We start from the raw sequence: 23,770 nt of genomic DNA, 5'->3' as shown, positions 1-23,770 counted from the left end.
GTTCCCACCGGTTACCGATGGACCGGCACGATGAGGCAAGGCCGCAAGCCTTTGCAGAACGCCTCATCAGCCGATGGCAATGACAGCTGTCATCCGGGGACATCGCCCCAGCCGTCGTCCCTCTTACGTCGAACCAGACGGCCCGAAATCGACAGGGGTATAGCGCTCCGCGCGTTCCTGCGATAGCTGACACGGCACGTATCCCTGCCGGCCCACCCCGCCTAGCTGCTACCCTTCCGCGCATGTCCTACGTCATCCCCGCCCCGCTCCAGCCCAGCCTGCCGGTGTATGGCAGCGACCAGCGTTTCCCTGTGCGCCGCGTGTTCTGCATCGGGCGCAACTACGCCGAGCACGCCCGCGAGATGGGCGCGACGGTGGAAAAGGACACGCCCCTGTTCTTCTGCAAGCCGGCCGACGCCATCGTCACCGACGGCGCCGACGTGCCCTATCCGCAGGCCACCGCGGATCTGCACCACGAAGTGGAGATGGTGGTGGCACTGGGCGCCGGCGGCCGCGACATCCCGGCGGAAAATGCCGGCTCGCTGGTCTGGGGCTACGGCGTCGGCCTGGACCTGACCCGTCGCGACCTGCAGGCGGTGGCCAAGGCCAAGAGCCATCCGTGGGACGTGGCCAAGGGCTTCGACCATTCGGCGCCGGTCTCGGCACTGCGCCCGGCCGCCGAGGCGCGGCTGTCGGCAGGCACCGGCCTCAGCCTCGCGGTCAACGGCACGGTCAGGCAGCAGGCCACGCTGGGCGAGATGGTCCACGACGTGGCGAACATCATCGCCATCCTGTCCACCTTGTTCGAGCTGAAGGCGGGCGACCTGATCTTCACCGGCACGCCGGCCGGCGTCGCCGCGCTGCAGCGTGGCGACAGCTTCCACGCGGCGCTGGAAGGCATCGCGACGCTGGACGGCCGCATCGTATAAACGGCTTCACCACGCCGGCGGCGGCAAGCTGGCAGCGCGCGGACTGCGCTGCGCTCGCCGCCCATCCCAGGGGGCAACAACATCCACTCACGAGGGAGAGCAGCAATGGGCATGCTGAAAGAGTTCAAGGAATTCGCCATGCGCGGCAACGTCGTCGACCTGGCGGTCGGTGTCGTGATCGGCGCCGCGTTCGGCAAGATCGTCACCTCGCTGGTCGACCAGATCATCATGCCGCCGATCGGCGTGCTCACCGGCGGTGTCGATTTCTCCGCCATGAAGTGGGTGCTCAAGCCCGGCGACGACAGCGATCCGAAGCACAAGATCGCCGAGGTCGCGATCCAGTACGGCGCCTTCATCAACGTGGTGATCCAGTTCCTGATCATCGCCTTCGCGATCTTCCTGGTGGTCAAGGCGATCAACCGCTTCACCCGCCGCGAGGAAGCCGCGCCGGCACCGCCGCCGCCGACCGAGACGCTGCTGACCGAGATTCGGGACCTGCTGAAGCAGCAGCGCTAGCTGCCGCTTCAGGGGGAATAGAGAGTCGGGAATAGGGAATAGGAAGAGCGAGGCGCCGCGATCATGGGCGCTTTTGCTCGGGTAAACAGGGCGAATCGGGACATGAGGAGCGCTGCTCTTCCTATTCCCTATTCCCGATTCTCTATTCCCGCCCCAACCGTGACTTCTGGCCTAAGCGGCCGTGCGGACCGGCGCGATAATCGGGGTTTACCCCGAGGAGTCCCCGATGCGCCGCCTGCCTCTTACCCTGCTCGCCGCCAGCCTCGCGCTCGCCGCCGGCGCTTCCAGTGCCGCCGACAAGGCCACCACCATCCCGCAGTCGGCCGTCAAGACGGCCGAGCAGCTGCGCGACAAGGCGATGGGCGACGACACCGGCTACAAGATCGTCGAATCGCTCACCACCGAAGTCGGCCCGCGCATCGCCGGCGGCCCGAACGACCAGCGCGGCCGCGACTGGGCCGTGGCCAAGTTCAAGGAGCTGGGCTACGACAAGGTCTATACCGAGACCGTCACCTACCCGCTGTGGGAACGCCGCAGCGAACACGCCGCCATCGTCGGCCCGTTCCCGCAGCCGCTGGCGGTGATCGCGCTGGGCTATTCCGCCGGCACGCCCAAGGGCGGCCTCACCGCCGAGGTGGTCAAGTTCGACAGCCTCGACGCGCTGAAGAAAGCCGATCCGGCCAGCGTCAAGGGCAAGATCGTCTTCGTCAACGCCAAGATGGCGCGCCACAGGGACGGCCATGACTACGGCATCGGCTCGGCCGTGCGCACCGGCGGTCCGGTGCTCGCCTCGAAGATGGGCGCCGCCGCCTTCCTGCTGCGCTCGGCCGGCACCGACGAGCACAGCCGCACGCCGCACACCGGCGTCACCGGCTTCCGCGATCCGAAGGAAGCCATCCCCGCCGCCGCGCTGTCGCTGCCGGACGCCGACCAGCTCGACCGCGTGCTCGGCTACGGCAAGCCGGTCAGCATCAAGCTCGATCTCGACTGCGGCATCACCGGCACCTATACCGGCGCCAACGTGATCGGCGAGATCACCGGCAAGAAGTATCCGGACCAGATCGTGCCGATCGGCGGACATCTCGATTCCTGGGATCCGGGCACCGGCGCGATCGACGACGGCGCCGGCGTGGCGATCGCCATGGCCGCGGGCAAGATGATCCTGAGCCTGCCGCAGCGTCCGGACCGCACCATCCGCGTGATCGCCTTCGCCAACGAGGAAATGGGCCTGTTCGGCGGCCGCGCGTATGCCGACAAGCACGCCTCGGAAGTGAGCAAGCACCAGCTCGGCACCGAGTCCGACTTCGGCGCGCGCAAGATCTGGCGCATGACCGCCAGCGTGAAGCCGTCGGCGCGCGGCGCCATCGAGCAGATCGCCAAGGTGATCGAGCCGGTGGGCGTGGCCTACGACCCGCAGCATCCGGGCGGCGGCGGTTCCGACCTGTCGCAGATGCACGCCAAGGGCATGGCCGCGCTGACCCTGACCCAGGACGGTACCGACTACTTCGACTACCACCACACCGCCAACGACACGCTGGACAAGATCGACCCGCGCGAACTGGCGCAGAACGTGGCGGTGTATGCGGCGTTCTCGTACATGGCGGCGCAGGCGGACGGGGACTTCGGTTCGGCGCCGGATGCGTTCAAGAACGATGGCGCGCGCGACTGAGCGCTCGTTTCATCGGCATGAAAAAAGCGGCCTTCGGGCCGCTTTTTTTTCGTCATTCCGGCGCAGGCCGGAATCCAGTAACCGCGCCGTTGGATTTTCGCGGAGAAGCGAACCGGCGCTGTCGCGAGAATCAGACGTTGTCGTCACTGGATTCCGGCCTGCGCCGGAATGACGAGCTGGCGCAGGTTGGGGTGAGCGCAGCGAACCCCAACGTGGCGGCACGAGGCGATGTCCGTTGGGGTTCGCCTGCGGCTCACCCCAACCTACGCCGGACTTTGCTGCTTCTTTGAGAACCGCGTCTGCACCCGGTCCAGGTACAGATAGATCACCGGCGTCAGATACAAGGTCAGCACCTGCGACACCGCCAGGCCGCCCACCACCGCCAGGCCCAGCGGCCGGCGCGTTTCCGCGCCCGCGCCGATGCCCAGCGCGATCGGCAAGGTGCCGGCGAAGGCTGCCATGGTGGTCATCATGATCGGGCGGAAACGCACCTTGCAGGCTTCGTAGATCGCCACCGCCGGCGCCATGCCCTCGTCGCGCTGACGCTCCAGCGCGAAGTCGATCATCATGATCGCGTTCTTCTTGACGATGCCGATCAGCATCACGATGCCGACGAAGGCGAACAGGTCCAGCGACGCGTTGAAGATCACCAGCGTGAGCAGCGCGCCGACCGCCGCGGCAGGCAGGCCGGAAAGAATGGTCAGCGGATGGATGAAGCTCTCGTACAGGATGCCCAGCACCAGGTAGATCACGAACACCGCCAGCAGCAACAGCAGGCCCATGCCCTGCATCGAATCCTGGAAGGCCTGCGCGGTGCCCTGTACGCTGCCGCTGATGGTGGCCGGCAGGCCGATCTTGTCCATCGCCGCGTCGATGCGCTGCACGGCCTGGCTAAGGCTCACCCCGGGCGCGAGATTGAACGACACCGTCACCGCCGGCAACTGGCCCTGGTGGTTCACCGTCAGCACCTGCGGCTGGCGCCGGAATGTCGCCACCGTATCGAGCGGCACCAGCGTGCCGCTGGCGGAGGTGACGTACAGGCGCGACAGCACGTCCGGATCGTTCTGCAGCGTGCGCGATACCTGCAGGATCACCCAGTACTGCGTGGCCGCGCCGTAGATGGTGGAAATCTGGTTCTGGCCGAAGGCCGAGCCCAGCGCGGACTGCACCTGCGCCATGGTCAAGCCCAGCGTGGCCAGCTTGTCGCGGTTGACGTCGACCATGATCGACGGGCTGTTGAGGTCCAGGTCGTTGGTGACGTCCTGGAAGCCGTCCAGCTGCTGGAACGCCTGGGTGATGCGCCCGCTCCAGTCGTACAGCAGCGGCAGGTCGATCGACTGCAGCGTGTACTGGTACTGCGCCTTGGACTGGCGGCCGCCGACCTGGATCGACGGCGGGTTCTGCAGATAAGTGCGGATGCCAGGCACCTGCGCAAACTTCTTGCGCAGCTCCTGGATGATGCCGTCCGGGCCGAGCTTGCGGTCGCCGGCCGGCTTGAGCAGCAACAGCAGCGAGCCGTTGTTGACCGTGCTGCGCGGTCCGCCCGCGCCGACGCTGGACATGTAGCCGGCGATGTTCGGATCGTCGGCGACGATCTCGGCCAGCTTCTGCTGGCGCGCCACCATGCTGTCGAAGGAGACGTCCTGCGGACCTTCGGTGGTGACGCGCAGCTGGCCGGTGTCGCCGGCGGGGATGAAGTCCTTCGGCGTCACGTAGAACAGCAGCGCCGTCGCCGCCAGGCTCAGCACGAAACCGGCCAGCACCAGCAGCGGACGGTCCATGCACCAGCGCAGGCTGCCGGCGTAGCCGTTCTGCACCGCGTTGAAGGCGCGGTCGAAGCGCGCGATCAGCCAGTTCTTGTGCTCATGGTCGTGCGCACGGATGAAGCGGCTGCACAGCATCGGCGTCAGCGTGATCGCCACCACGCCGGAGATCAGGATCGACACGCTGATGGTCACCGCGAACTCGTGGAACAGGCGTCCCACGATGCCGCCCATGAACATCACCGGGATGAACACGGCGATCAGCGACAGTGTCATCGAGAAGATGGTGAAGCCGATCTCGCCGGCGCCCTTCAGCGCCGCCTCGTACGGCGGCAGGCCGGCCTCCATGTGGCGCACGATGTTTTCCAGCATCACGATGGCGTCGTCGACCACGAAGCCGACCGCGAGCGTGAGCGCCAGCAGCGAGAGGTTGTCCAGGCTGTAGCCCAGCCCGTACATCACGCCGAAGGTGCCGATCACCGAGATCGGCAGCGCAATGGCCGGAATCAGCGTGGCGGAGAGATTGCCCAGGAACAGGTAGATCACCAGCACCACCAGCACGCCGGCCAGCAGCAGGGTGAACTGCACGTCGTCCACCGAGGCGCGGATCGACACCGAGCGGTCGTACAGCGTATTGAGCTTGACCGACGGCGGCAGACCGGCGGTAAAGCCCGGCAGCAGCGCCTTGATGCGGTCCACCGTCTCCACCGTGTTGGCGCCGGGCTGGCGCTGGATCGCCAGCACGATGGCGCGCTCGCCGTTGTACCAGCTGGCGGCCAAGTCGTTCTGCACGCTGTCGAAGGCGCGGCCCAGGTCGCGGATGCGCACCGGCGCGCCGTTGCGGTAGGCGACCACCACGTCGTTATAGGCTTCGGCGCGCATCAGCTGGCCTTCGCTGCGGATCGGCAACTGCTGGCGCGTGCCGTACAGTGAGCCGGTGGCCTGGTTGACGTTGGCGGCGGCGATCGCCGCCTGCACCTGGTCGATGCCGACGCCAGTACCGACCAGCCGCGCCGGATCGACGCTCACGCGCACCGCGTATTTCTGCGAGCCGTACACGTTCACCTGCGCCACGCCATCGACCATCGACAGGCGCTGCGCCAGTTCGGTCTCGGCGTACTCGTCCACCTGCGACATCGGCAGCGTGGACGAGGTCATGGTCAGGAACAGGATCGGCGCGTCGGCCGGGTTCACCTTGCGGAAGGTGGGCGGCGTGGTCATCTCCTTCGGCAACTGGCGAAGTGCCGCGGAGATGGCGGACTGCACGTCCTGCGCAGCGCCGTCGATATTGCGGTCCAGCTCGAAGGTCAGCGTGATGCTGGTGGAGCCCAGCGCGCTGGTCGAACTCATCGAGCTGATGCCGGCGATGGTCGACAGCTGCGCTTCCAGCGGCGTGGCCACCGCCGAGGCCATGGTTTCCGGCGAGGCGCCCGGCAGGCTGGCGCTGATGCTGATGGTGGGGAAGTCGACGTTGGGCAGCTCGTTCACCGGCAGCCGCGGATACGCGGCGATGCCGAACACCAGCAGCGCCGCCATCAGCAACGTGGTCATCACCGGGCGGCGGATGCACAGCTCGGGCAGGTTCATCGCGTCAGTCGCCCGTCTTCACGCGAGCGTGTGCACCGTCGACCAGCAGCATCTGGCCTTCGGTCACCACCTGCTCGCCCGGCTCCAGCCCCTTCTCGATCACCAGCCGCGCGCCGGCGGTCGGGCCCGGCGTGATGTAGCGCTGCTGCACCTTGCCGTCGCGGCCGAGCACGAACACGAAGCTGCCCTTGGCCGAGCTCTGCAAGGCTTCCACCGGCACGCTCACCGCGTTGGCGATGCGCGTGGTCGGCAGCGTCACCTGCACGAACTGGCCGGCGGTGAGGCGGTGATCGGCGTTGTCGAAGCGGCCCTTGATCACGATAGTGCCGGTGGTGGCGTCGACCGCGTTGTCGATGAATTCGAGCTTGCCGGCGAGCGCCTGGCCCTTGTCGCCGGGGATCGCCGCCTGCACCGCCACCTCGCCGCGCGCCTGCGCGGCGCGCAAGGCGGCGAGGCTTTCCTCGGGAATGCTGAAGGCGATGCGGATCGGCTCGATCTGGTTGAGCACGACGAGGTCGGTGCTGTCGGCGGTGACCTGCGCGCCGGGCCACACCAGCGGCGAGCCGATCACGCCGTCGAACGGCGCCACGATGCGCGCGTAGTCGAGCTGCGTCTGCGCGGTTTCCTGCGCGGCCCGGTCACTTTGCAGCGTGGCCTTGGCGATGCCCAGATTGGCCTGGTAGGTGTCGTAGTCGGCCTTGGACACGAACCCCTTGGCCAGCATGTCGCTGTAGCGCTGCTGGTCGGCCTGGGCCTTGACCAGCTGCGCCTGGTCGCGCGCCACGGTGCCGCGCGCCTGGTCGAGCTGCGCCTTGAGCAGGCTCGGATCGATCTGGATCAGCAGCTCGCCCTGCTTCACCTGCGCGCCGGGCTTGAACGCCAGCGTCTGCAGCTGGCCGGACACGCGCGAGCGCAGGGTCACCGTGGAAAAGGCTTCGGCGCGCCCTACCAGCTTCAGGCTCAGGTCGACGTCGCCGCGCGTGGCCGTGGCCACCTGCACCGGCACTTCGCCGCTTTGCGCGCCGCCGCCCTTGCCGAGCGCGGGGGCGGCCTCCTGGCGGCCGCGGAACACGATCATGGCGACGCCCAGCAGCGCCAGCGCCAACACGATCAGGAGCAGTTTCTTCCAGGGCATGGGGACTCTCAGGCTGGTTCGGCCGGCGCGCGTTCCCTCCGAGGAATCGCCGCCCCCGCCCGCGATCGATCGCCGGCACGTCGGAACGGCGGCATCGTGCACGCCAAAAAGACCCGTACTATGCCGGGAGAATTCCTAGTCACCACAGGGACCAATGGCACTGGCAGGCGCCCCCGTAAGCGTGGCGTAAGCTTAAGTGGCCGCAGGATTTTCCGTATCGTCGGGCTGATCCAGCGCCTGCAGGTTGTCCTTGATGCGGTTGAGCACGTCCATCGCCTGCTGCATTTCGTGCAGCTCGATGCCCTTGGTGGCGTCCTTGCGCAGGCCGCGGCCGATCTGCTCCATGTCGGCGATCACCCCGCGCGCCTGCTCGGTCACGTACAGGCGCCAGGCGCGGCGATCGCGCGGATCGGCGCGGCGCTCGACGAAGCCCGCGGCCTGCAGGCGATCGATCACGCGGCCCACGGCGATCGGTTCCATTTCGAGGAATTCGGCCAGTTCGGTCTGGCGCAGTCCTTCACGGTGATAGAGCACCTTGGTCGCGCGCCACTGCGCGCGGGTCAGGCCGAACTTCACCGCGCGACGGTCGAAGTGCTTGCGGAATAGCAAGGTGACGTCGTTGAGCAGATAGCCGAACGAGATGTCTTCTGTCTTCATGTGTCCCCAGAACCCTCCGCCCCTCCGGGGCGCCCCGACGGCAAGCATACGGCGCAAAAACCTGCGAAACCACGACAACCTCGCCGATGGCGACACAGCCTTTATCGCCATGGCCATCGAAATCATCATCGCCGAAATCGCGCCGCGATGCGGACGGGGTCATGAATGCGGGCAGAGGGGCGCCGCCGGTCGCCTTGAAGCGAGCGCTCAGTCCAGCTTGAAGGGATACAGCGGCGGCAGGCCCGATCCGTCGGCCGGGGCCGTCGGCGCGGTACGCCACTGGAAGCCGTCGCGGAACGCCGCGGCGAGGCGATCGCCGGACGATGCGCCGCCATCGACCGCGTAGCGCTGCTGCTGCAAGGCATCGATCGCCTCGCGCTGCGGTGCCGATGCCAGCGCTTCGGCCAAGGCACCTAGATTGACCAGGCCGGGACGCTCGAGCTGCGCCCACGCCAGCAAGGCATGTGCCTGCGCCGCCGCATCGCTGCCGCGCGCAGCGGCCAGGAAGGCGGCGCGGCGTTCGCGCTGGCTGGCTGGAGCCGAGGCCGCGGCGGCCTGGCGCGACGCCGGCCTCGCGCGGCGGAGCCACCACCACGCCAGCACGGTGACCAGCCACAAGCCGAGGCTGCCCAGAGCGAGCCAGCGCCACGGCGCGCCGCCGGCAGCGGTCGCGGCCGGCGTTGGCGCCGTCTGCGCAGCATCGACACTCGCCGCCGAAGCCGCTGCCGCAGGCGCACCGGCGGCCGGCAGCACGGTGTAGCGGCGCTCCGGAATGCGCGCGACTTCGGCTTGGTCGGTCTGCGTGTTCCACCAGGTCAGCGTGGTGGCGGGAATCACCAGCTCGCCCGGCCGATTCGGCACCAGCGCGAACGATTGCTGGCGGCGCCCGACCAGCCACCCGCCGTCGACGCGCGTGCTGTTGACCGGCTTGTCCGGATACACCGTGGCGCCATCGATCGCCGGCAGGCTCGGCGCCGGCAGCGATTCGTACGGCAGGCCGGTGGCCTGCTCGGTCATGGTGAGGTTGAGCGGCTGGCCGGCGCGCAGCTGGCCCTGCTCGGGCTGGCCGTCCAGGCTCAGCGACAGCGTGCGCGCGGGCAGCCAGCTGGTCTTGCCGGCGGCGGCGGGCACGGCGCGCACCTCGAACGACACCGGCGCCGACGCGGCCGACACCGCGCGCGTGCTGCCGAAGAAGCTGTTCGGATCGGCCATGTCGATCAGTTCGCCCTGGAACGCGACGGGACCGACCTCGACATGCCCCGCGCGCTGCGGAATCAGCGCGTAGCGGCGCTCGATCACGTTGTAGCGACGGCCGGCGCGCTCGGCCTGGTAATTGGAGTCGTCGCCGAGCTTGTGCAGTTCCGCGCCCTCGGCCTGCGGCTCGTCCATCGAACCGCTGCTGAGGCTGGCGGCGAAGTACAGCCGCACCACGAAGGACATCTGCTGGCCCACATACGCCGTGCGCGGCTCGGCCATCGCCTCGACGAACAGCTCCTTGCCGGCGGTGGCCGCGGCCTGCTGGTCGGGCGGCGTCACCTGCAGCTGCACCGGCGCGGTGCTGCCGCCGGCGAGGGCGAGCGCGGGAATCGTCAGCAGCCCCACATGTTTCGGGCGCAAGGCGATGCCGTAGGTGAATTCGGACGTGCGCCTGCCGTTGACAATGCTCAGGCTGGAATTGCTGGACGTGCCCAGCACGTCGAAGTCCGCGGCGAGCGCGGACAGATCCGGCGTGCCGACGGAGCCGCCTTCGACTTTCAGGTTCAGCGTAACTGTCTCGCCCAGCGACACGGTGTTGCGATCGAGCTCGGCGCGCACCTCGGCGGCCGAGGCCAGCCAGGGCAGGCAACACAGCAACAGGCACAGGCAGCAGCGCAGGCGCGACGAAAGCATCAGTCATCCTCTCCGGCGCTGCCGTGGCGCTGCCGGTATTCCAGTTCGAACTTGCGGCGCAGCAGCGCGCCGGGGTCGTCGGGCACGCGCTGCAGCGCGCGGCGCACGTCGGCGGGCAGCTTGGCTTGGGGATCGTCCGCGGGGATCGCGCCCAGTTCATGCGCACCGTCGTCCTTGCCCTGCTTGCCATCGCGCAGGGCCTGGTCCATCTGCGCGCTCAGCGCCTTCCTGGCCTGCTCGGCGCGCGCTTTCTGTTCGGCTTGCTCCTGCGCGGACGGCGGCTTGGCTTCGCCCTGCCCTTGCTTCTCCGCACTCTGGCCGTCCTGCTTGCCCTGGCCGGACGAGTCGCGCTTGGAGTCGGTGCCGCCGCCTTCCTTGGATTGATCCTGGCCGGGCTTGGGCTCGCCGTCTTTCTTGTCGTCCGGACGGTCGTCGCCCTTGCCGGGCTGGTCCTTGTCGCTGCCGCCCTTGCCGTCGCCGTGCTTGTCCTGCTTGTCCTGGTTCTTGTGCTGGTCCTGCGGCGGCGGGTGCTTGCGCAGCCAGTCCTCGACGGCCTGGCGGTTGGCCTTGGCATCCTCGTGCGCGGGGTTTTCCCGCAGCGCGCGATCGTAGGCCTCGATGGCTTCCTTGTAGCGCTCCTGCCTGGCCAGCGCGTTGCCGAGGTTGTAGGCCGCATCGGCGCCTTGCGCGCCCTGCCACGCGGTGGCGGCTTCCGGAAAATCCCCCGCGCGGTACGCCGCCGCACCGCGCAGCGACGGATCGCGCGCGAGCTCCTGCGCACGCTTCGCATCGCCCTGGCGCAAGGCCGCGGCGGCCTGCTGGTCGGGACGGCGCCACAGGTCGCTCCAGCTACCGGCGTGTGCCGTCGACGGCAGCGCCGGCAGCACGACCAGCGGCAACAGCAGCAGCCAGCCGCGGCGGAACGCCAGGGCGAACACCGCCAGCAGGGGCAGCAGCAGCCAGGGGCCGCGATCCTGCCATTCGTCACCGTGCTGACCGTCGGCCTGCACGAAGCTTTGGGTCGCGCCTTCGCCGGGCTTGAGCGCGGCGATGTCCTGGCCGTCGTCGCGCATCGGCACGTAGCGGCCGCCGCCGGCGTCGGCCAGCGCGCGCAGCGCGGCGTCGTCGCGTCGCGCCACCACCACTTCGCCATGCGCGTCGCGCAGCAGCCCGCCGTCGCCGTCCGGCACCGGGCTGCCCTGCGGCGTGCCGATGCCCAGTACGGATACGCGCACGCCTTCGCCGCGCGCCTTGCGCGCCGCCGCCTGCGCCGCGGCGTCGGCGCCGTCGGCGATCAGCACCAGCTGGCCACCGCCGGCCTTGGCGTCGCGGATCAGCGCGGTGGCGCGTTCGATCGCCGCAGCCGCGTCGTTGCCGTCGGTCGGCATGGTGTCGGGCGAGAGTGCGTCGAGCAGGTCGTCCAGCGCATTCGCATCGGAGGTAAGCGGTGCGACGGTGAAGGCCTCGCCGGCATACGCGATCAGTCCGTTGAGGCCGCCGCGATTGGCCGCGAGCAGATCGTGCGCCTTGTAGCGCGCGCGATCGATGCGGCTTGGCGCCATATCCTTGGCCAGCATGTGCCGCGACAGCGAGACCGCGACGACCTGGGCGGCGCGGCTGGCGTACAGCGGCGAAGCCACGCGATCCCAGGTGGGACCGGCCAGCGCGAGCGCGCACAGCGCCGCGCCCAACGCCAGCAGCGCAGGCGGCCAGCGACGGTCGCCGCCCTGCCCGTGCAGCACATGCGGCAGCAGTTCGGGATCGACCAGCCGCGCCAGCTCGCGCCGCTCCTGCCCGCCGCGCGCGGCCAGCGCATAGGCCAGCGGCGCCAGCAGCAGGCCCAGCAGCCACCACGGTCGCAGGAAATGGAAGTCGTGCCACCAGGCCATCACGCGTTCACCCCGCGACGCTGCCGGCGCGCCAGCGGCGCCAGCGCGAACAGGAAGCAGGCCACCGCGGCGAGCAGCGGCCAGCGGAACAGTTCGTGCCGCGGCCGCAGTTCCGGGCCGTGTTGCGGCATCGGTTCCAGCGTGTCGATCGCGTGATAGGCGGCGGCCAGTTCGCTGGTATCGGTGGCGCGGAAATAGCGGCCGCCGGTCTGCGTGGCCATCGTGCGCAGCATGCTTTCGTCGAGATCGGCCGACGGATTCACCGTGCGCGTGCCGAAGAAATCCGGCACGCGCATTTCAGTGGCGCCGATGCCGATGGTGTAGACGCGCACGCCTGCGGCCTTGGCGGCGCGGGCGGCATCGAGCGGCGCGATGCTGCCGGCGTTGTTGACACCGTCGGTGAGCAGCACCAGCACGCGCGCCTGCTCCGGCAGCGCCGACAAGCGCTTGACCGCCACCGCCACCGCATCGCCGATCGCCGTCTCGGTGCCGGCCAGTCCCACGGTGGAGCCTTGCAGCTGTGCGCTGACGGCGCCGAGGTCGTAGGTGAGCGGCGTGACCAGGAAGGCACGGGTGCCGAACAGGATCAGGCCCATTTCGTCGCCGCTGCGGCGTGAGATGAAGTCGCTGGCAATCGCTTCCACCGCACCGAAGCGGCTGACCGCCTGGCCGGCCAGCTGCATGTCCTCCAGGCGCATGCTGCCGGACAGGTCGACCGCCAGCATCATCGCCCGCCCGCTGCGCTGCTGCGCCTGCGGCGGGCCTATCCATTGCGGCCGCGCCGCGGCGACGAGCAAGCAGGCCCAGGCCAGCAGCAGCCACCAGACCCGGCTGCCCTTGGGCGCGTTCACCGCCACCGCGGCCAGGCGCAGCTGCGGATGCGGCAAATGCAAGGCCTGACCCGGCGCGGCCGGACGCAGCCAGCGCCGCAGCAGCCAGGGCAGCGGCAGCAGCAAGGCGATCCATGGCCAGGCGAATTCAGGCATGCCCGGCCTCCGGCACAGCGGCACGGCGGCGCGTGGCGCGCCCTGGCCGCAGCGCCAGCGCCAGCGCCAGCCAGTGGCGCGTGGCATCGGCAGCTTCGGCGAGATTCGCCGGGCTGGCAGCGGGGCGGAACATGGCGTCGTCCAGGCTGGTCAGCCGGGCGAGCGTCGCCTCGTCCACCGGCATGACGGCCAGGCAGCGGCGCCAGGCTTCGCCGCGATGATGCGTGGCGGCCGGGTCGTAGCGGCGCGCAGCGCGGCGCAGCAGCTGATGCAGTTCCATCGCCAGCCGCTGGGGTTGGCCGACATAGGTGCGTTCGAGCGCGTCGATGTCGGCCAGTGCGGCGGCCACGTGTTCGCGCTGCAGGCGACGCTTGCGCCGCCACCACCAGACCAGGGCCAGTGCCACCAGCACGATGGCCGCCAGTGCCCACCAGCCGGGCGCAGGCGGCCACCACGGCGGATCGGGCGGGAGGTGGATGTCGCGCAGGATCGGCCCGGCCTGCGGCGGAGTGGTAGCAGGCATCACGCGCCCGCCTTCGTGCCGGCAAGCAGCGCGGCGACGGCGTCGAGTGGATCGGCGGTGGTGTCGACGATGCGCTGGGGCAGATTGAGCGAGTGCGCCAGCGCGGCGAGGCGAGCCTGGCCGGCGCCGAGGGCCAGCTGGAAGTCGCGGCGCTGCCGCTCACCCATCAGCACCACTTCGCGGCGCAGGCCATCGTGTTCGAGCGGATAGCGACCGGGTGGGGCCGAGGCCAGTTCCAATGCGTCGCCGACGATCAGCACGGAGACGTCGGTGTGACGCGCCAGGTCGATAAGACGGCCACGCGCGGCATCGTCGGCGCTGAGCCCATCGCTGATCAGCAGCACGCGGCTGGCGCCGTGCATCAGTCGGCCGGCACGCTGCAGCGCTTCGGACAGCGGCTCGGCGCCGGACGCCGGTGCACGATCGGCATCCCAGGCCGCGATCGCACCACAGAGCGCCAGCGCACCGCGCGTGCTGCCCTGTGGACGCAGCAGGTGCCGGCGCTCGCCGAACGCCAGCGCGCCGACGCGTTCGCCCGCACGCACGGCCAGCCATCCTGCCAGCGCCGCGGCGCGCGCCGCCTGCACGGACTTGAAGCGGGCGCGGGTGCCGAAGCGCATGCTGGCGTGCGTGTCGAGCAAGACCAGCAGGCGGCCTTCGCGTTCTTCCTGGAACAGCTTGGTGTGGAGTTTTCCGCTGCGCGCGGTGAGGCGCCAGTCGAGCCGGCGCACGTCATCGCCGGGCTGGTAGGCGCGCGATTCCGCGTAGTCCATGCCGCGCCCATGCACGCGACTGGCCTGCGGGCCGGCCGGCGCCGCGCGGCTGCGGCGCAGAGGCAAGGGCTTGCGCGCCGCGCGGGCGCGCTGGGCGAGCAATTCGGCCAGGGAGACGCTGACGCGTCCGTCACCGTCCGCGGCGGGTGGCAACACGGCGCTCACGGCAACGGCACGAGCTCCAGCAGGCGCGTCACCACCTGGTCGCTGCGGATGCCTTCCGCCTCGGCTTCGTAGCTGAGCAGGATGCGATGGCGCAGCACGTCATGGGCGAGCGCGTGCACGTCTTCCGGCAAGGCGTAGTCGCGCCCCGCCAGCCAGGCGTGGGCGCGCGCGCAGCGGTCCAGCGCGATGGTCGCGCGCGGGCTGCCGCCCCAGGCGATCCAGCGCTTCAACTGCGGCCCGTAGACGCCGGCGTCGCGGCTGGCCAGCACCAGCTGCGCGATGTACGACTCCAGCGCGGGCGCCATGTGCACCGCAAGTACGGCTTCGCGGGCGGCGAATACGTCGGACTGGCTCAGTGTCGGTGGCGGTTCGGGCTGCGGGTGGAGGCTGCGCCGCGCCTGCTCGCGCGCCAGGCGCAGGATCGCCAGCTCGGAAGCGGCATCCGGATAGCCGATGGTCACATGCATGACGAAGCGGTCGAGCTGCGCCTCGGGCAACGCGAAGGTGCCTTCCTGCTCGATCGGATTCTGCGTCGCCATCACCATGAACAGCTCGGGCAGCCGCCAGGTGCTGCGGCCGACGGTGATCTGCCGCTCGGCCATGGCCTCGAGCAGGGCGGACTGGACCTTGGCCGGCGCGCGATTGATCTCGTCCGCCAGCACGATGTTGTGGAACAGCGGACCGCGCTCGAATTCGAAGCTGCCCGACTGCGGCCGGAAGATGTCGGTGCCGGTGAGATCCGCCGGCAGCAGGTCCGGGGTGAACTGCACGCGGTGGAAATCCGCCTCGATACGTCCCGCCAGCGCCTTCACCGCGGTGGTCTTGGCCAGGCCCGGCGCGCCCTCGACCAGCAGGTGGCCATCCGCCAGCAGTGCGACGAGCAGGCAATCGATCAGGTGCGGCTGGCCGACGATGCTCTGCTGCAGTGCTTCGCGCAGGCGCGTAAAGGACTGCTGCAGCCGCGACGACGGTTGACTCTCGGGCATGTCCATCGGGTTCCCATCTGGGTTCATCCGCTTACAGACAGCGGCATGTCCCGGAAGTTTAGCGAGCGGGCGCGGCGGCGGGGCCGCGACTGATGGCATAGCTTGAGCATGCACGGAAACGAAGAAGGGCGGCCCGAGGCCGCCCTTCTTGCGTGTTTCTCGCTGACGATCCGCTCAGCGCAAGCTGTCGCTCAGGATGCGCGGGGTCACGAAGATCAGCAGTTCAGCCTTGTCGTTCTGGCGCTTGGTGGTGCGGAACAGCACACCGATGCCGGGGATATCACCGAGGCCCGGCACCTTGGTGACGGTGTTCTGCTTGGTGATCTCATAGATGCCGCCGAGCACCACGGTCTGGCCGTTGTCTACCAGCACGGAAGTGTTGATCTCGCGGGTATCGATCTGCGGCACCTGACCGTTCGGCGTGGTGACGAACTGCGCCAGCGCATCCTTCTTCACGTTGATCGCGAGGTAGACGCGGTTGTCGGCGGTGATGGTCGGGGTGACCTTCAGTTCCAGCACGGCGTCCTTGAACTGCACGGACGCGGTCGGCGCGGTGCCGGAGCCGCCGCTGTTCTGGTAGGTCACGTAGCCGATTTCCTGACCCTGGCGGATCACCGCTTCCTGCTGGTTCGCGGTGATGACGCGCGGGCTGGAGATCACTTCGCCGCGGCCCTCGCTCTGAGCCGCCGACAGTTCCAGGTCGACCAAGTAGTTCTTGCCGAGAATCGCCAAGCCAAGCGTGCTGGCGAGGGCATTCGTCGCCGGCAGGTTCACGTTGAAGCCGCCCGCACCTGTCTGATAAGTGGTGGTGCCGGTGCCGCCCGCGTTGTTGATATTGCCCTGGTTGATCGCCAGGCCACCTGCGTTGGTACCGGTCGGACTGGTCGAAATGACGTTGCCGCCGCTGGTGGTATGGGTCGCCTGCACGCCCCACTTTACGCCCAGCTCGCGAGTGAAAGTATCGGTAGCCACCACGATGCGCGATTCGATCAGCACCTGCTGGACCGGTCGGTCGAGCACTGCGATCAAATCACGCAATTCACGGATTTTCTGCGGGTTGTCGTTGACGAGCAGCGTATTGGTGCGTTCGTCGAAGGACACGCTGCCGCGCGAGGACAGGAAACCACGACTGGCGTTACCGGCGCCGCCGCCACTAGTACTACCCATGCTGCCCTGAGTCAGCAGCTTGGCGATGTCCTGCGCCTTGCCGTAGCTGATCGGGATGTAGTCAGTGACCAGCTCAGCGGTGTCCTCGGCCTTAATCCGCGCCTCGGCGACACTCTGCTCATACTTGGCCAGCTCCTCCTGTGGAGCGATCCAGATCACATTGCCGTTGCGGCGCTTGTCCAAGCCCTTGGCACGCAGCACCACATCCAGCGCCTGATCCCACGGCACGTTGACGAGGCGCAGAGTGATCGCACCACCGACGGTATCGGCAGCCACCAGGTTCTGCCCGGACATGTCGGCGATCAGCTGCAGCACCGAGCGGACCGGGATGTCCTGGAAGTTGAAGGTGACGCGGTTGCCGTTATAGGTCGGATCCTGACCCTTCAACGGCTTGCCGTCCGGACCAGTACCCGGGGCGACCTTCTTCGGCGCGACCTCGACCACATACTGGTCGCCGGTCTGGTAGGCCGAAGTCTCCACGTTGCCCTTGACCGCGATCTCCATGCGGGCGCCGCCGCGCGTGCCGGCCTTGGTGGTGACCGACTGCACCGGCGTGGCGAAGTCGAGCACATCCAGGCGCTGGGCGAGGTTCGCGGGCAGGTTCACGTGGTCGAGGTTGACCACGACCTTGTCGCCTTCGCGCTTCATGTCCGCATTGGCGCCGGAGCCGCTGAAGTTGATCAGCACGCGGCCTTCGCCGTTGGGACCGCGCCGGAAGTCGATATTGGACACCGCCGGGCCGGCGGCCGAGGACGGCAGCGCCTTGGACGGATCGATGATCGACGCCGTGGTGGTGGTCTGTGCCTCGGTGCCATTGCTGACCGTGAACACCAGGCTGTTGCCGTCGACGCGCGAGCGGTAGCTCGAGTCGCGCATCAGTTCGACCACCACGCGGGTGCGGCCGCCGGCGGAGATCGCCGAAACGCCCATGGTCGAGCCCTTGCCGATGTCGAGGTGCCGTGCGGCGGAGTTCTCGGTATCGGGGAAGTCGATGGCGATGCGTGGCGGGTTGCCGGTGGTGAAGACCTTCGGCTCGGGCACCGGGCCCTGGGCGAAGTTCAGATGCAGCTCCACCTTGCCGCCAGGCAGGGTGTCGTAGCTGATCTCGCGCAAGGTGTTCGTCGCGGCGGCTGCGAGGCCGGACCACGCGGCACCGGCGATCAGCAGTGCGGTGAACAAGCGGCGACTCGCATGGCGCATGACACGGCCCTGGACTGGTTGGTTGAGGTTCGTCATTGCATCAGCCCCTGTGATTCTTATTTCTCGCCAAGCGCGATGCTGGCCGAGCGTTCCATCCAGCCACCGTTGCCGTTGGATACCAGTTCGACCAGTTCAAGATGGTCTTCGGCGATGGCGGAGACGTGTCCGTAGTTCTGGCCCATGTATTCGCCGCGGTGAACCCGATGGATCACCCCGGTGGGATCCTTGATCAGCACTTCCATGCCGTTGCCGGTACCGACCGTGCCGACCATCTTGAGGCTGTCGAGCGCGAACGCTTCGAGCGGCTCCTTGGCGCGGTCCTGGTCGGGGCGCGGACCGTTCGCGGCGCTGTTGTCCAGCTCAGCAGTGCTGGGGCTGAACGGGTCGCGGCGGTCCTGGTCGTTGTAGAGGAAGGTTTCGAAGGTCTTGATCACGGGGAGCGCGGGAATCGGCGCGCCCTTCTTCTGCTTTTCCTGCGCGACCCAGTCGCGCAGGTCCGACATGCCGCGGGTGCAGCCGGCAAGCATCAGGACGGCGGCGATGGCCAGCGCGACGCGTACGGCGCGGAGGGCGGTGGTGTTGCTCATTTCTGCCCCCCGGTCTTGGCGCCTGCCGGCCTGGCGTTGGCCGCCTTGGCTTCGGCGCTCTCGTCGTCTTCCAGATAGCGATAGGTCTTGACCGTGCCCTGCAGGACCAGCATGCCGTTCTTGTCCTTGGGCGTGAGCGAGACGTCGTGCAGGGTCAGGATCACCACGCGCGGCAGCGAGGCCACGCCGCTGATGAAGGTGCCGAACTGGTGGTAGTTGCCCACCATGCGCAACTGGATCGGCTTCTCGGCGTAGAAATCCTTCGGGATCTCGGCGCCCGGCTGGAACAGCTCGGTCTCCAGGCCCGCCGACAGCGCGGTCTGCGAGATATCGACCAGCAGTTCCGGCATCTCGGTGCGGCTGGGCAGCTGGCGCAGCAGCTGGCGCAGCATGTCCTGCATCTCGTCGAGCTGCTGCTGCAACGCTTCGAGATTCACTGCCTTGGCCTGCTTCTGGGAGAACTCCTGCTTGAGCTGTTCTTCCTTGCCGGCCAGCGTGTTCAGGTTGTCCTGCTGGTCGCTGATGATCAGGTACCAGCCGAAGAACCCGACCAGGCCGAACAGCAGCACGGTGAAGAAGATCTTGGCCGACTTCGGCCAGCCGCCGATGTTGTTGCGATCGAGGTTGCGCAGGTCATTCAAGAGTTTCATGGCTTGGCTCCCCCGTTGCTCGCCGCGCTGGTCGGCTTGGGCGCCTGCTGCGGAGCTGCCGCCTGCGCGGGCTTGGCCGGCGAGGTCAACGACTGCGCCGCCGCGCCGAGCGCCTGGCGCGCAGCCGTGCCGGACGTGGCAGGTGCCGCAGCCGCAGGGGCGATGGGCGCCGCAGTAGCCGGAGCCGAGGCGCTGGCGCCGCCGGCCGGCTGTACCGACACATGTTCACCGTCCGCGGCATCGTCACCCTTGGGCTTGCTGAGCGCGACGTCCAGGCCGAACACGTAGGGCATGCGCGAATCGCCGTGAGTGTTCTCGGTCTTGCGCAGATCGGTGTGGCCCATCCACGGCGAGGCTTCGAGGTTGCGCATGTATTCGGCGACGCTGGCGTTGGACTGCGCGACGCCGTCCAGCGACATCGATTCGCCGCTCTGCTTGAGCCCACTGAGGCGCGCGCTGGCGGGGATGGTCTTCACCAGTTCGTCGAACAGGTGGACCATCTGCGAGCGGTTGGCCTGCAGCTGCTCGATGATCTGCTTGCGGGCCAGCAGGCGCTCGCGCACCTTCTCCAGATCCTTGATCTTGGCAATGCGCTCGTCGAGCTGCTTGATCTCGCCCTGCAGGTAGTCGTTGCGCTCGTTCTGGTTGCCGATGCGCTGGTCCATCCAGGTCATCCACACCAGCACGACCAGGATCGCCGCGACGACCGCCGCGCCGAGCTGCATGAAGAACTCACGCTCGCGATGCTTGCGGCGTTCGGCGCGCCAGGGAAGTAGGTTGATGCGTGCCATCAGTCGAAGCTCCTCATGGCGAGGCCGACCGCAATCATCAGCGCGGGCGCGTCCTGGGCCAGCTGCTGCGCCTGCACGCGCGGCGACAGCGACATGCGCGCGAGCGGGTTGGCCACCACGCAGGACACGCCGAGCTGCTCCTCGAGCATCGGGCAGAGGCCCTCGATGGAAGCGCAGCCACCGGCGAGCACCACCTGGTCGACCTTGCTGAATTCGCTGCCCGCGAAGAAGAACTGCAGCAGGCGGCTGATCTGCTGGATCAGCGATTCCTTGAACGGCTCCAGCGCCTCGGTCTCGTAGGACTCCGGCAGGCCGCCCTTGCGCTTGGCGCGGCCGGCTTCCTCATAGGAAAGACCGTAGCGGCGCATGATTTCGTCGGTGAGCTGCTTGCCGCCGAAGACCTGTTCGCGCGAGTAGATGGTGCGCTGGTTGCGCAGCACCGACAGCGTAGTCATGGTGGCGCCGATGTCGACCACCGCGACCAGCGCGTCGCGACCGACGTTGAGCTGGTCGGCGACCATCGAGAACGCGTTCTCCATCGCGAACGCCTCGACGTCGACCACCTTGGCGCCGATGCCGCCGAGATCCAGCGCGGCGACGCGCATGTCGACGTTCTCGGTGCGCGACGCGGCGAGCAGCACGTTGTTCATTTCCGGGTTGTCGCGCACCGGGCCCAGCACCTCGAAATCAAGGCTCACTTCCTCGATCGGGTATGGGATGTACTGGTTCGCTTCGACCTGGATCTGTCCTTCGAGGTCTTCCTCGGACAGATCGCTGGACATCGGAATGATGCGCGTGATGACCGCCGAACCGGCGACGGCCGCAGCCGCATGTTTGAGCTTGGTGCCCGAGCGGGCTACCGCGCGCCGGATCGCTTCGCCCACCGCCTCGACTTCGACGATGTTCTTTTCGACCACGGCATTGGGGGGCAGTGGCTCGACCGCGTAGTGCTCCACGCGATAACGGCCACCGGCCTGGCTGAGCTGCAGCAGCTTGACTGCCGTCGAACTGATATCGACGCCAATCAGCGGCGGCTTCTTGGGTGTAAAGAGCCCCACGATTTTCCCCCTTGCCCCTGGGCGCCTGCACCGTCTAAGTGTGGCGAGTGCGCGTCGGCATTAAATCCAAAAATTAACGTATTGGCAACGGCCTACACGAACTTTCTCGACTGTTTTGGCGTGACGGCATCCACATTTGGCGCTAATCACGTCCCGGCCGTTTTTGTGACGTAACGGTGACCTGCCGGTGGGAATGTGCCGTCCTCTACCGTTAAGCAAATGGTGCTACATCTATACTGTGCCGTGTTTTGACTCAGGTCTCGCAATATCCACACCATGCAAATTCTCAAGCGTCTGCTGCGCTGGGTGCTGATCCTTGCCTTCACCGGATTGCTGCTGGCGGTCGCCGCGGTGGGTGTGGCGTATTGGCTGGTCTCGCCGCGCATCCCCTCTGTCGCGGTCCTGAAGGACTATCACATGCAGGTGCCGCTGCGCGTGGTCACCGCCGACGGCAAGCTGATCGCCACCTTCGGCGAGACCCGGCGCATCCCGGTCGCCATCGCCGCGGTACCCGATCGCCTCAAGCACGCCGTACTGTCGGCCGAGGACGGCGATTTCTACCGCCACCCCGGCGTGGACTGGCACGGCATTGCCCGCGCCGGCTGGCACGTGGTCGTCTCCGGCGGCGACAAGGGCCCCGGCGGCTCGACCATTACCCAACAGGTTGCGCGAAACTTCTTCCTGAGCCCCGAGAAGTTGTATTCGCGCAAGCTCACGGAAATCTTCATCGCCCTGCGCATGGAGAACGAGCTCAGCAAGGACCAGATCCTCGAGCTCTATCTGAACAAGATGTTCCTCGGCCACCGTTCCTATGGCGTGGCCGCCGCCGCCGCGTACTACTACGGCAAGAGCCTGGACCAGCTGACCGTGGCCGAGTGCGCGATGATCGCCTCGACCTTCCAGCTGCCCTCGGTGGTCAACCCGATCAACAACCCCAAGCGCGGCCTCAACCGCCGCAACTGGGTGCTGGGGCAGATGCTGAACAACCGCTACATCACCCAGGCCGAGTACCAGCAGGCGATCGCCGAACCGAACGACGCCTTCCCGCACGAGCCGCCGATCGAGGTGGACGCCCCCTACCTGGCCGAGATGGTCCGCCTGCAGGCGCTGGACCGGCTGGGCAATGACGCCCTCACCGAGGGCTATGTGATCAAGACCACGGTGCAGAGCGCCCGCCAGCAGTCCGCGGTGGACGCGCTGCGCGCCGGCCTGATCGACTACGACCACCGCCACGGCTGGCGCGGCCCGGAAGACCACCAGGAGCTCGCCGACAGTGCCGGCAACGAGGACTTCGACCGCATCCTGTCCAGCTATACCGACATCGCCGGCCTGCGCCCGGGCGTGGTCACCGGCGTGGACGGCAGCGAGGCGACGGTCTACCTGTCCAGTCGCGAGCAGGTGAAGCTCGGCCAGGACGCGGTGGCCTGGGCCAAGCCCTACGTCAACGAGACCCGTGTCGGCGCCCCGCCGAAGAACGTAGCCGCCGTGCTCAAGCGCGGCGACATCATCCGCCTGTCGCGCAACGCCAAGGGCGAATGGGAACTGGCGCAGATCCCGAAGGTGCAGGGCGCGCTGGCCTCGGTCAATCCGGAGGACGGCTCGCTGCAGGCCCTGGTCGGCGGCTTCAACTTCCTGCGCAGCAAGTTCAACCGCGCGGTCATGGCGGCGCGCCAGCCGGGCTCCAGCTTCAAGCCGTACATCTATTCGGCGGCGTTCGAGCGCGGCTTCACGCCGGCCTCCATCGTCAACGACGCGCCGCTGGCCCTGCCCGACCCGTCGCGGCCGGACGGACTGTGGACGCCCTCCAACGACGACGACAAGTTCGACGGCCCGATCCGCTTGCGCGAGGCGCTGGTGAAGTCCAAGAACCTGGTGTCGGTGCGCCTGCTCGACGCCATCGGCGTGCGCTATGCGCGCGACTACGTCACCCGCTTCGGCTTCTCGCCCGACGCCCTGCCGCCCAACCTGTCGATGGCGCTGGGCACCGCCTCGGTGTCGCCGATGGGCATGGCGCGCGGCTATGCGGTGTTCGCCAACGGCGGCTACCTGGTCACGCCCTACTTCATCAGCGAGATCGACGACCGCGACGGCAAGCCGGTCTACGTCGCCAACCCGGCACGCGCCTGCCGCACCTGCCAGGAGCGCCTGCTCGATACCCGTCCGCCAGGCCCGCCACCGGCCAATGCCACGGTGGCGCCGGCCAATTCGGTCGCCGGCACGCCGGCCGGCGCGGCCAGCGTGGGCGGCGCGGTGCTGCCGGCCGACGCGCACGACGGCGGGCATCCGCCGGTGCTGGCGCCGCAGGTGATCGACGTGCGCAACGATTTCCTGGTCACCTCGCTGATGAAGGACGTGATCCGCCGCGGCACGGGCGCCGCCGCCATGGCGCTGGGTCGCGACGACCTCGCCGGCAAGACGGGCTCGACCAACGAGCACCGCGACGCCTGGTTCGTCGGCTTCAATGGCGATCTCTCCACGGCCGTATGGGTAGGCTTCGACGACTTCGGCTCGCTGGGCCGCGGCGAATTCGGCGCTAAGGCGGCGTTGCCGATCTGGATGGACTACATGGGCGCAGCGCTGAAGGACCGCCCCTCCGCCACCCTGTCGATGCCGCCGGGCATCAGCACGGTGCAGATCGACCGCTCCAGCGGCCTGCCGTCCGAGCCGGGCAATCCCAACGCCATGCCGGAAATGTTCAAGGTGGAAGACGTGGACCGCCTGCGCCAGCAGGCCAGCCAGCAGCAGGAGGATCCCGACCAGCAGCACGCGTACGACATCTTCTGACGCGACCGGCGGGTGGCCGGCCCACCCGCTACGCCGCGAGGCCGTCAGGCACGGCCGCACCTCCA

General features: G+C 68.4%; 18 protein-coding genes. 4 read left to right on the top strand and 14 right to left on the bottom strand.

Annotation, left to right across the window (positions count from 1 at the left end; all coding sequences use genetic code 11):
• Positions 1 to 242: 242 nt before the first annotated feature.
• The 3 genes from BM172_RS14240 to BM172_RS14230 all read left to right on the top strand — a co-directional run bounded on the left by BM172_RS14240 (position 243) and on the right by BM172_RS14230 (position 3,114).
• Positions 243 to 929: a fumarylacetoacetate hydrolase family protein gene (locus BM172_RS14240; protein ID WP_026633788.1), complete on the top strand. Its 687-nt coding sequence runs from the start codon at positions 243 to 245 to the stop codon at positions 927 to 929.
• 105 nt (positions 930 to 1,034) lie between these two features.
• A complete protein-coding gene (gene mscL, locus BM172_RS14235; protein ID WP_026633789.1) occupies positions 1,035 to 1,445 on the top strand; it encodes a large-conductance mechanosensitive channel protein MscL in 411 nt (136 codons plus the stop codon).
• 226 nt (positions 1,446 to 1,671) lie between these two features.
• Positions 1,672 to 3,114, top strand: a complete 1,443-nt coding sequence (locus BM172_RS14230; protein ID WP_026633790.1) for a M20/M25/M40 family metallo-hydrolase — start codon at positions 1,672 to 1,674, stop codon at positions 3,112 to 3,114.
• Between the two features lie 263 nt (positions 3,115 to 3,377).
• Here BM172_RS14230 and BM172_RS14225 read toward each other — a convergent pair whose 3' ends face one another.
• The 14 genes from BM172_RS14225 to BM172_RS14160 all read right to left on the bottom strand — a co-directional run bounded on the left by BM172_RS14225 (position 3,378) and on the right by BM172_RS14160 (position 20,921).
• Positions 3,378 to 6,464, bottom strand: a complete 3,087-nt coding sequence (locus BM172_RS14225) for an efflux RND transporter permease subunit (RefSeq protein ID WP_026633791.1) — start codon at positions 6,462 to 6,464, stop codon at positions 3,378 to 3,380.
• A gap of 4 nt (positions 6,465 to 6,468) precedes the next feature.
• The gene (locus tag BM172_RS14220) at positions 6,469 to 7,599 is read right to left on the bottom strand and encodes an efflux RND transporter periplasmic adaptor subunit (protein ID WP_026633792.1); all 1,131 of its coding nucleotides are present in this window, start codon (positions 7,597 to 7,599) and stop codon (positions 6,469 to 6,471) included.
• A gap of 192 nt (positions 7,600 to 7,791) precedes the next feature.
• A complete protein-coding gene (locus tag BM172_RS14215; protein WP_026633793.1) occupies positions 7,792 to 8,256 on the bottom strand; it encodes a MarR family winged helix-turn-helix transcriptional regulator in 465 nt (154 codons plus the stop codon).
• Positions 8,257 to 8,463: 207 nt separating this feature from the next.
• Positions 8,464 to 10,146 (bottom strand): BatD family protein, encoded by a 1,683-nt coding sequence (locus BM172_RS14210; protein WP_051548350.1) that lies wholly within the window; start codon positions 10,144 to 10,146, stop codon positions 8,464 to 8,466.
• Positions 10,146 to 12,035, bottom strand: coding sequence for a VWA domain-containing protein (locus BM172_RS14205; RefSeq protein ID WP_035322410.1), 1,890 nt, complete (start codon positions 12,033 to 12,035; stop codon positions 10,146 to 10,148). The genes BM172_RS14210 and BM172_RS14205 overlap by 1 nt, the downstream gene beginning before the upstream one ends.
• Positions 12,035 to 13,021 (bottom strand): VWA domain-containing protein, encoded by a 987-nt coding sequence (locus tag BM172_RS14200; RefSeq protein WP_026633796.1) that lies wholly within the window; start codon positions 13,019 to 13,021, stop codon positions 12,035 to 12,037. Before BM172_RS14200 ends, BM172_RS14205 begins: the two co-directional genes overlap by 1 nt.
• Positions 13,014 to 13,544 carry a DUF4381 family protein gene (locus BM172_RS14195; protein ID WP_035322411.1) on the bottom strand — a complete coding sequence of 177 codons (531 nt, stop codon included), beginning with the start codon at positions 13,542 to 13,544 and terminating at the stop codon, positions 13,014 to 13,016. The genes BM172_RS14200 and BM172_RS14195 overlap by 8 nt, the downstream gene beginning before the upstream one ends.
• A complete protein-coding gene (locus BM172_RS14190) occupies positions 13,544 to 14,482 on the bottom strand; it encodes a DUF58 domain-containing protein (protein ID WP_026633798.1) in 939 nt (312 codons plus the stop codon). Before BM172_RS14190 ends, BM172_RS14195 begins: the two co-directional genes overlap by 1 nt.
• A complete protein-coding gene (locus BM172_RS14185) occupies positions 14,479 to 15,474 on the bottom strand; it encodes an AAA family ATPase (RefSeq protein WP_026633799.1) in 996 nt (331 codons plus the stop codon). Before BM172_RS14185 ends, BM172_RS14190 begins: the two co-directional genes overlap by 4 nt.
• A gap of 168 nt (positions 15,475 to 15,642) precedes the next feature.
• Positions 15,643 to 17,835 carry a type IV pilus secretin PilQ gene (gene pilQ / locus BM172_RS14180; protein ID WP_026633800.1) on the bottom strand — a complete coding sequence of 731 codons (2,193 nt, stop codon included), beginning with the start codon at positions 17,833 to 17,835 and terminating at the stop codon, positions 15,643 to 15,645.
• 56 nt (positions 17,836 to 17,891) lie between these two features.
• A complete protein-coding gene (locus tag BM172_RS14175) occupies positions 17,892 to 18,422 on the bottom strand; it encodes a pilus assembly protein PilP (RefSeq protein WP_026633801.1) in 531 nt (176 codons plus the stop codon).
• On the bottom strand, positions 18,419 to 19,072 hold the full coding sequence (locus BM172_RS14170; protein WP_026633802.1) for a type IV pilus inner membrane component PilO: 654 nt from the start codon (positions 19,070 to 19,072) through the stop codon (positions 18,419 to 18,421). The genes BM172_RS14175 and BM172_RS14170 overlap by 4 nt, the downstream gene beginning before the upstream one ends.
• Positions 19,069 to 19,863: a PilN domain-containing protein gene (locus BM172_RS14165; protein WP_026633803.1), complete on the bottom strand. Its 795-nt coding sequence runs from the start codon at positions 19,861 to 19,863 to the stop codon at positions 19,069 to 19,071. Before BM172_RS14165 ends, BM172_RS14170 begins: the two co-directional genes overlap by 4 nt.
• Positions 19,863 to 20,921 carry a pilus assembly protein PilM gene (locus tag BM172_RS14160; protein WP_026633804.1) on the bottom strand — a complete coding sequence of 353 codons (1,059 nt, stop codon included), beginning with the start codon at positions 20,919 to 20,921 and terminating at the stop codon, positions 19,863 to 19,865. The genes BM172_RS14165 and BM172_RS14160 overlap by 1 nt, the downstream gene beginning before the upstream one ends.
• Before the next feature lie 276 nt (positions 20,922 to 21,197).
• Here BM172_RS14160 and BM172_RS14155 point away from each other — a divergent pair, with 276 nt between their 5' ends.
• Entirely contained in the window at positions 21,198 to 23,705 is a 2,508-nt protein-coding gene (locus BM172_RS14155) for a penicillin-binding protein 1A (protein WP_026633805.1), read from the top strand.
• Positions 23,706 to 23,770 lie beyond the last annotated feature (65 nt).

This window comes from Dyella marensis (genome assembly GCF_900112865.1).
GTDB classification, from domain to species: domain Bacteria; phylum Pseudomonadota; class Gammaproteobacteria; order Xanthomonadales; family Rhodanobacteraceae; genus Dyella_D; species Dyella_D marensis_A.
The sequence above is the reverse complement of the archived record's forward strand: the minus strand, read 5'-3'. Positions and strand labels throughout refer to the sequence as shown.

Bases quoted from the DNA above. Each gene is read 5' to 3' on its own strand.
- BM172_RS14240 (WP_026633788.1), top strand. From the start codon at position 243: ATGTCCTACGTCATCCCCGCCCCGCTCCAGCCCAGCCTGCCGGTGTAT.
- mscL (WP_026633789.1), top strand. From the start codon at position 1,035: ATGGGCATGCTGAAAGAGTTCAAGGAATTCGCCATGCGCGGCAACGTC.
- BM172_RS14230 (WP_026633790.1), top strand. From the start codon at position 1,672: ATGCGCCGCCTGCCTCTTACCCTGCTCGCCGCCAGCCTCGCGCTCGCC.
- BM172_RS14225 (WP_026633791.1), bottom strand. From the start codon at position 6,464: ATGAACCTGCCCGAGCTGTGCATCCGCCGCCCGGTGATGACCACGTTG.
- BM172_RS14220 (WP_026633792.1), bottom strand. From the start codon at position 7,599: ATGCCCTGGAAGAAACTGCTCCTGATCGTGTTGGCGCTGGCGCTGCTG.
- BM172_RS14215 (WP_026633793.1), bottom strand. From the start codon at position 8,256: ATGAAGACAGAAGACATCTCGTTCGGCTATCTGCTCAACGACGTCACC.
- BM172_RS14210 (WP_051548350.1), bottom strand. From the start codon at position 10,146: ATGCTTTCGTCGCGCCTGCGCTGCTGCCTGTGCCTGTTGCTGTGTTGC.
- BM172_RS14205 (WP_035322410.1), bottom strand. From the start codon at position 12,035: ATGGCCTGGTGGCACGACTTCCATTTCCTGCGACCGTGGTGGCTGCTG.
- BM172_RS14200 (WP_026633796.1), bottom strand. From the start codon at position 13,021: ATGCCTGAATTCGCCTGGCCATGGATCGCCTTGCTGCTGCCGCTGCCC.
- BM172_RS14195 (WP_035322411.1), bottom strand. From the start codon at position 13,544: ATGCCTGCTACCACTCCGCCGCAGGCCGGGCCGATCCTGCGCGACATC.
- BM172_RS14185 (WP_026633799.1), bottom strand. From the start codon at position 15,474: ATGGACATGCCCGAGAGTCAACCGTCGTCGCGGCTGCAGCAGTCCTTT.
- pilQ (WP_026633800.1), bottom strand. From the start codon at position 17,835: ATGCGCCATGCGAGTCGCCGCTTGTTCACCGCACTGCTGATCGCCGGT.
- BM172_RS14175 (WP_026633801.1), bottom strand. From the start codon at position 18,422: ATGAGCAACACCACCGCCCTCCGCGCCGTACGCGTCGCGCTGGCCATC.
- BM172_RS14170 (WP_026633802.1), bottom strand. From the start codon at position 19,072: ATGAAACTCTTGAATGACCTGCGCAACCTCGATCGCAACAACATCGGC.
- BM172_RS14165 (WP_026633803.1), bottom strand. From the start codon at position 19,863: ATGGCACGCATCAACCTACTTCCCTGGCGCGCCGAACGCCGCAAGCAT.
- BM172_RS14155 (WP_026633805.1), top strand. From the start codon at position 21,198: ATGCAAATTCTCAAGCGTCTGCTGCGCTGGGTGCTGATCCTTGCCTTC.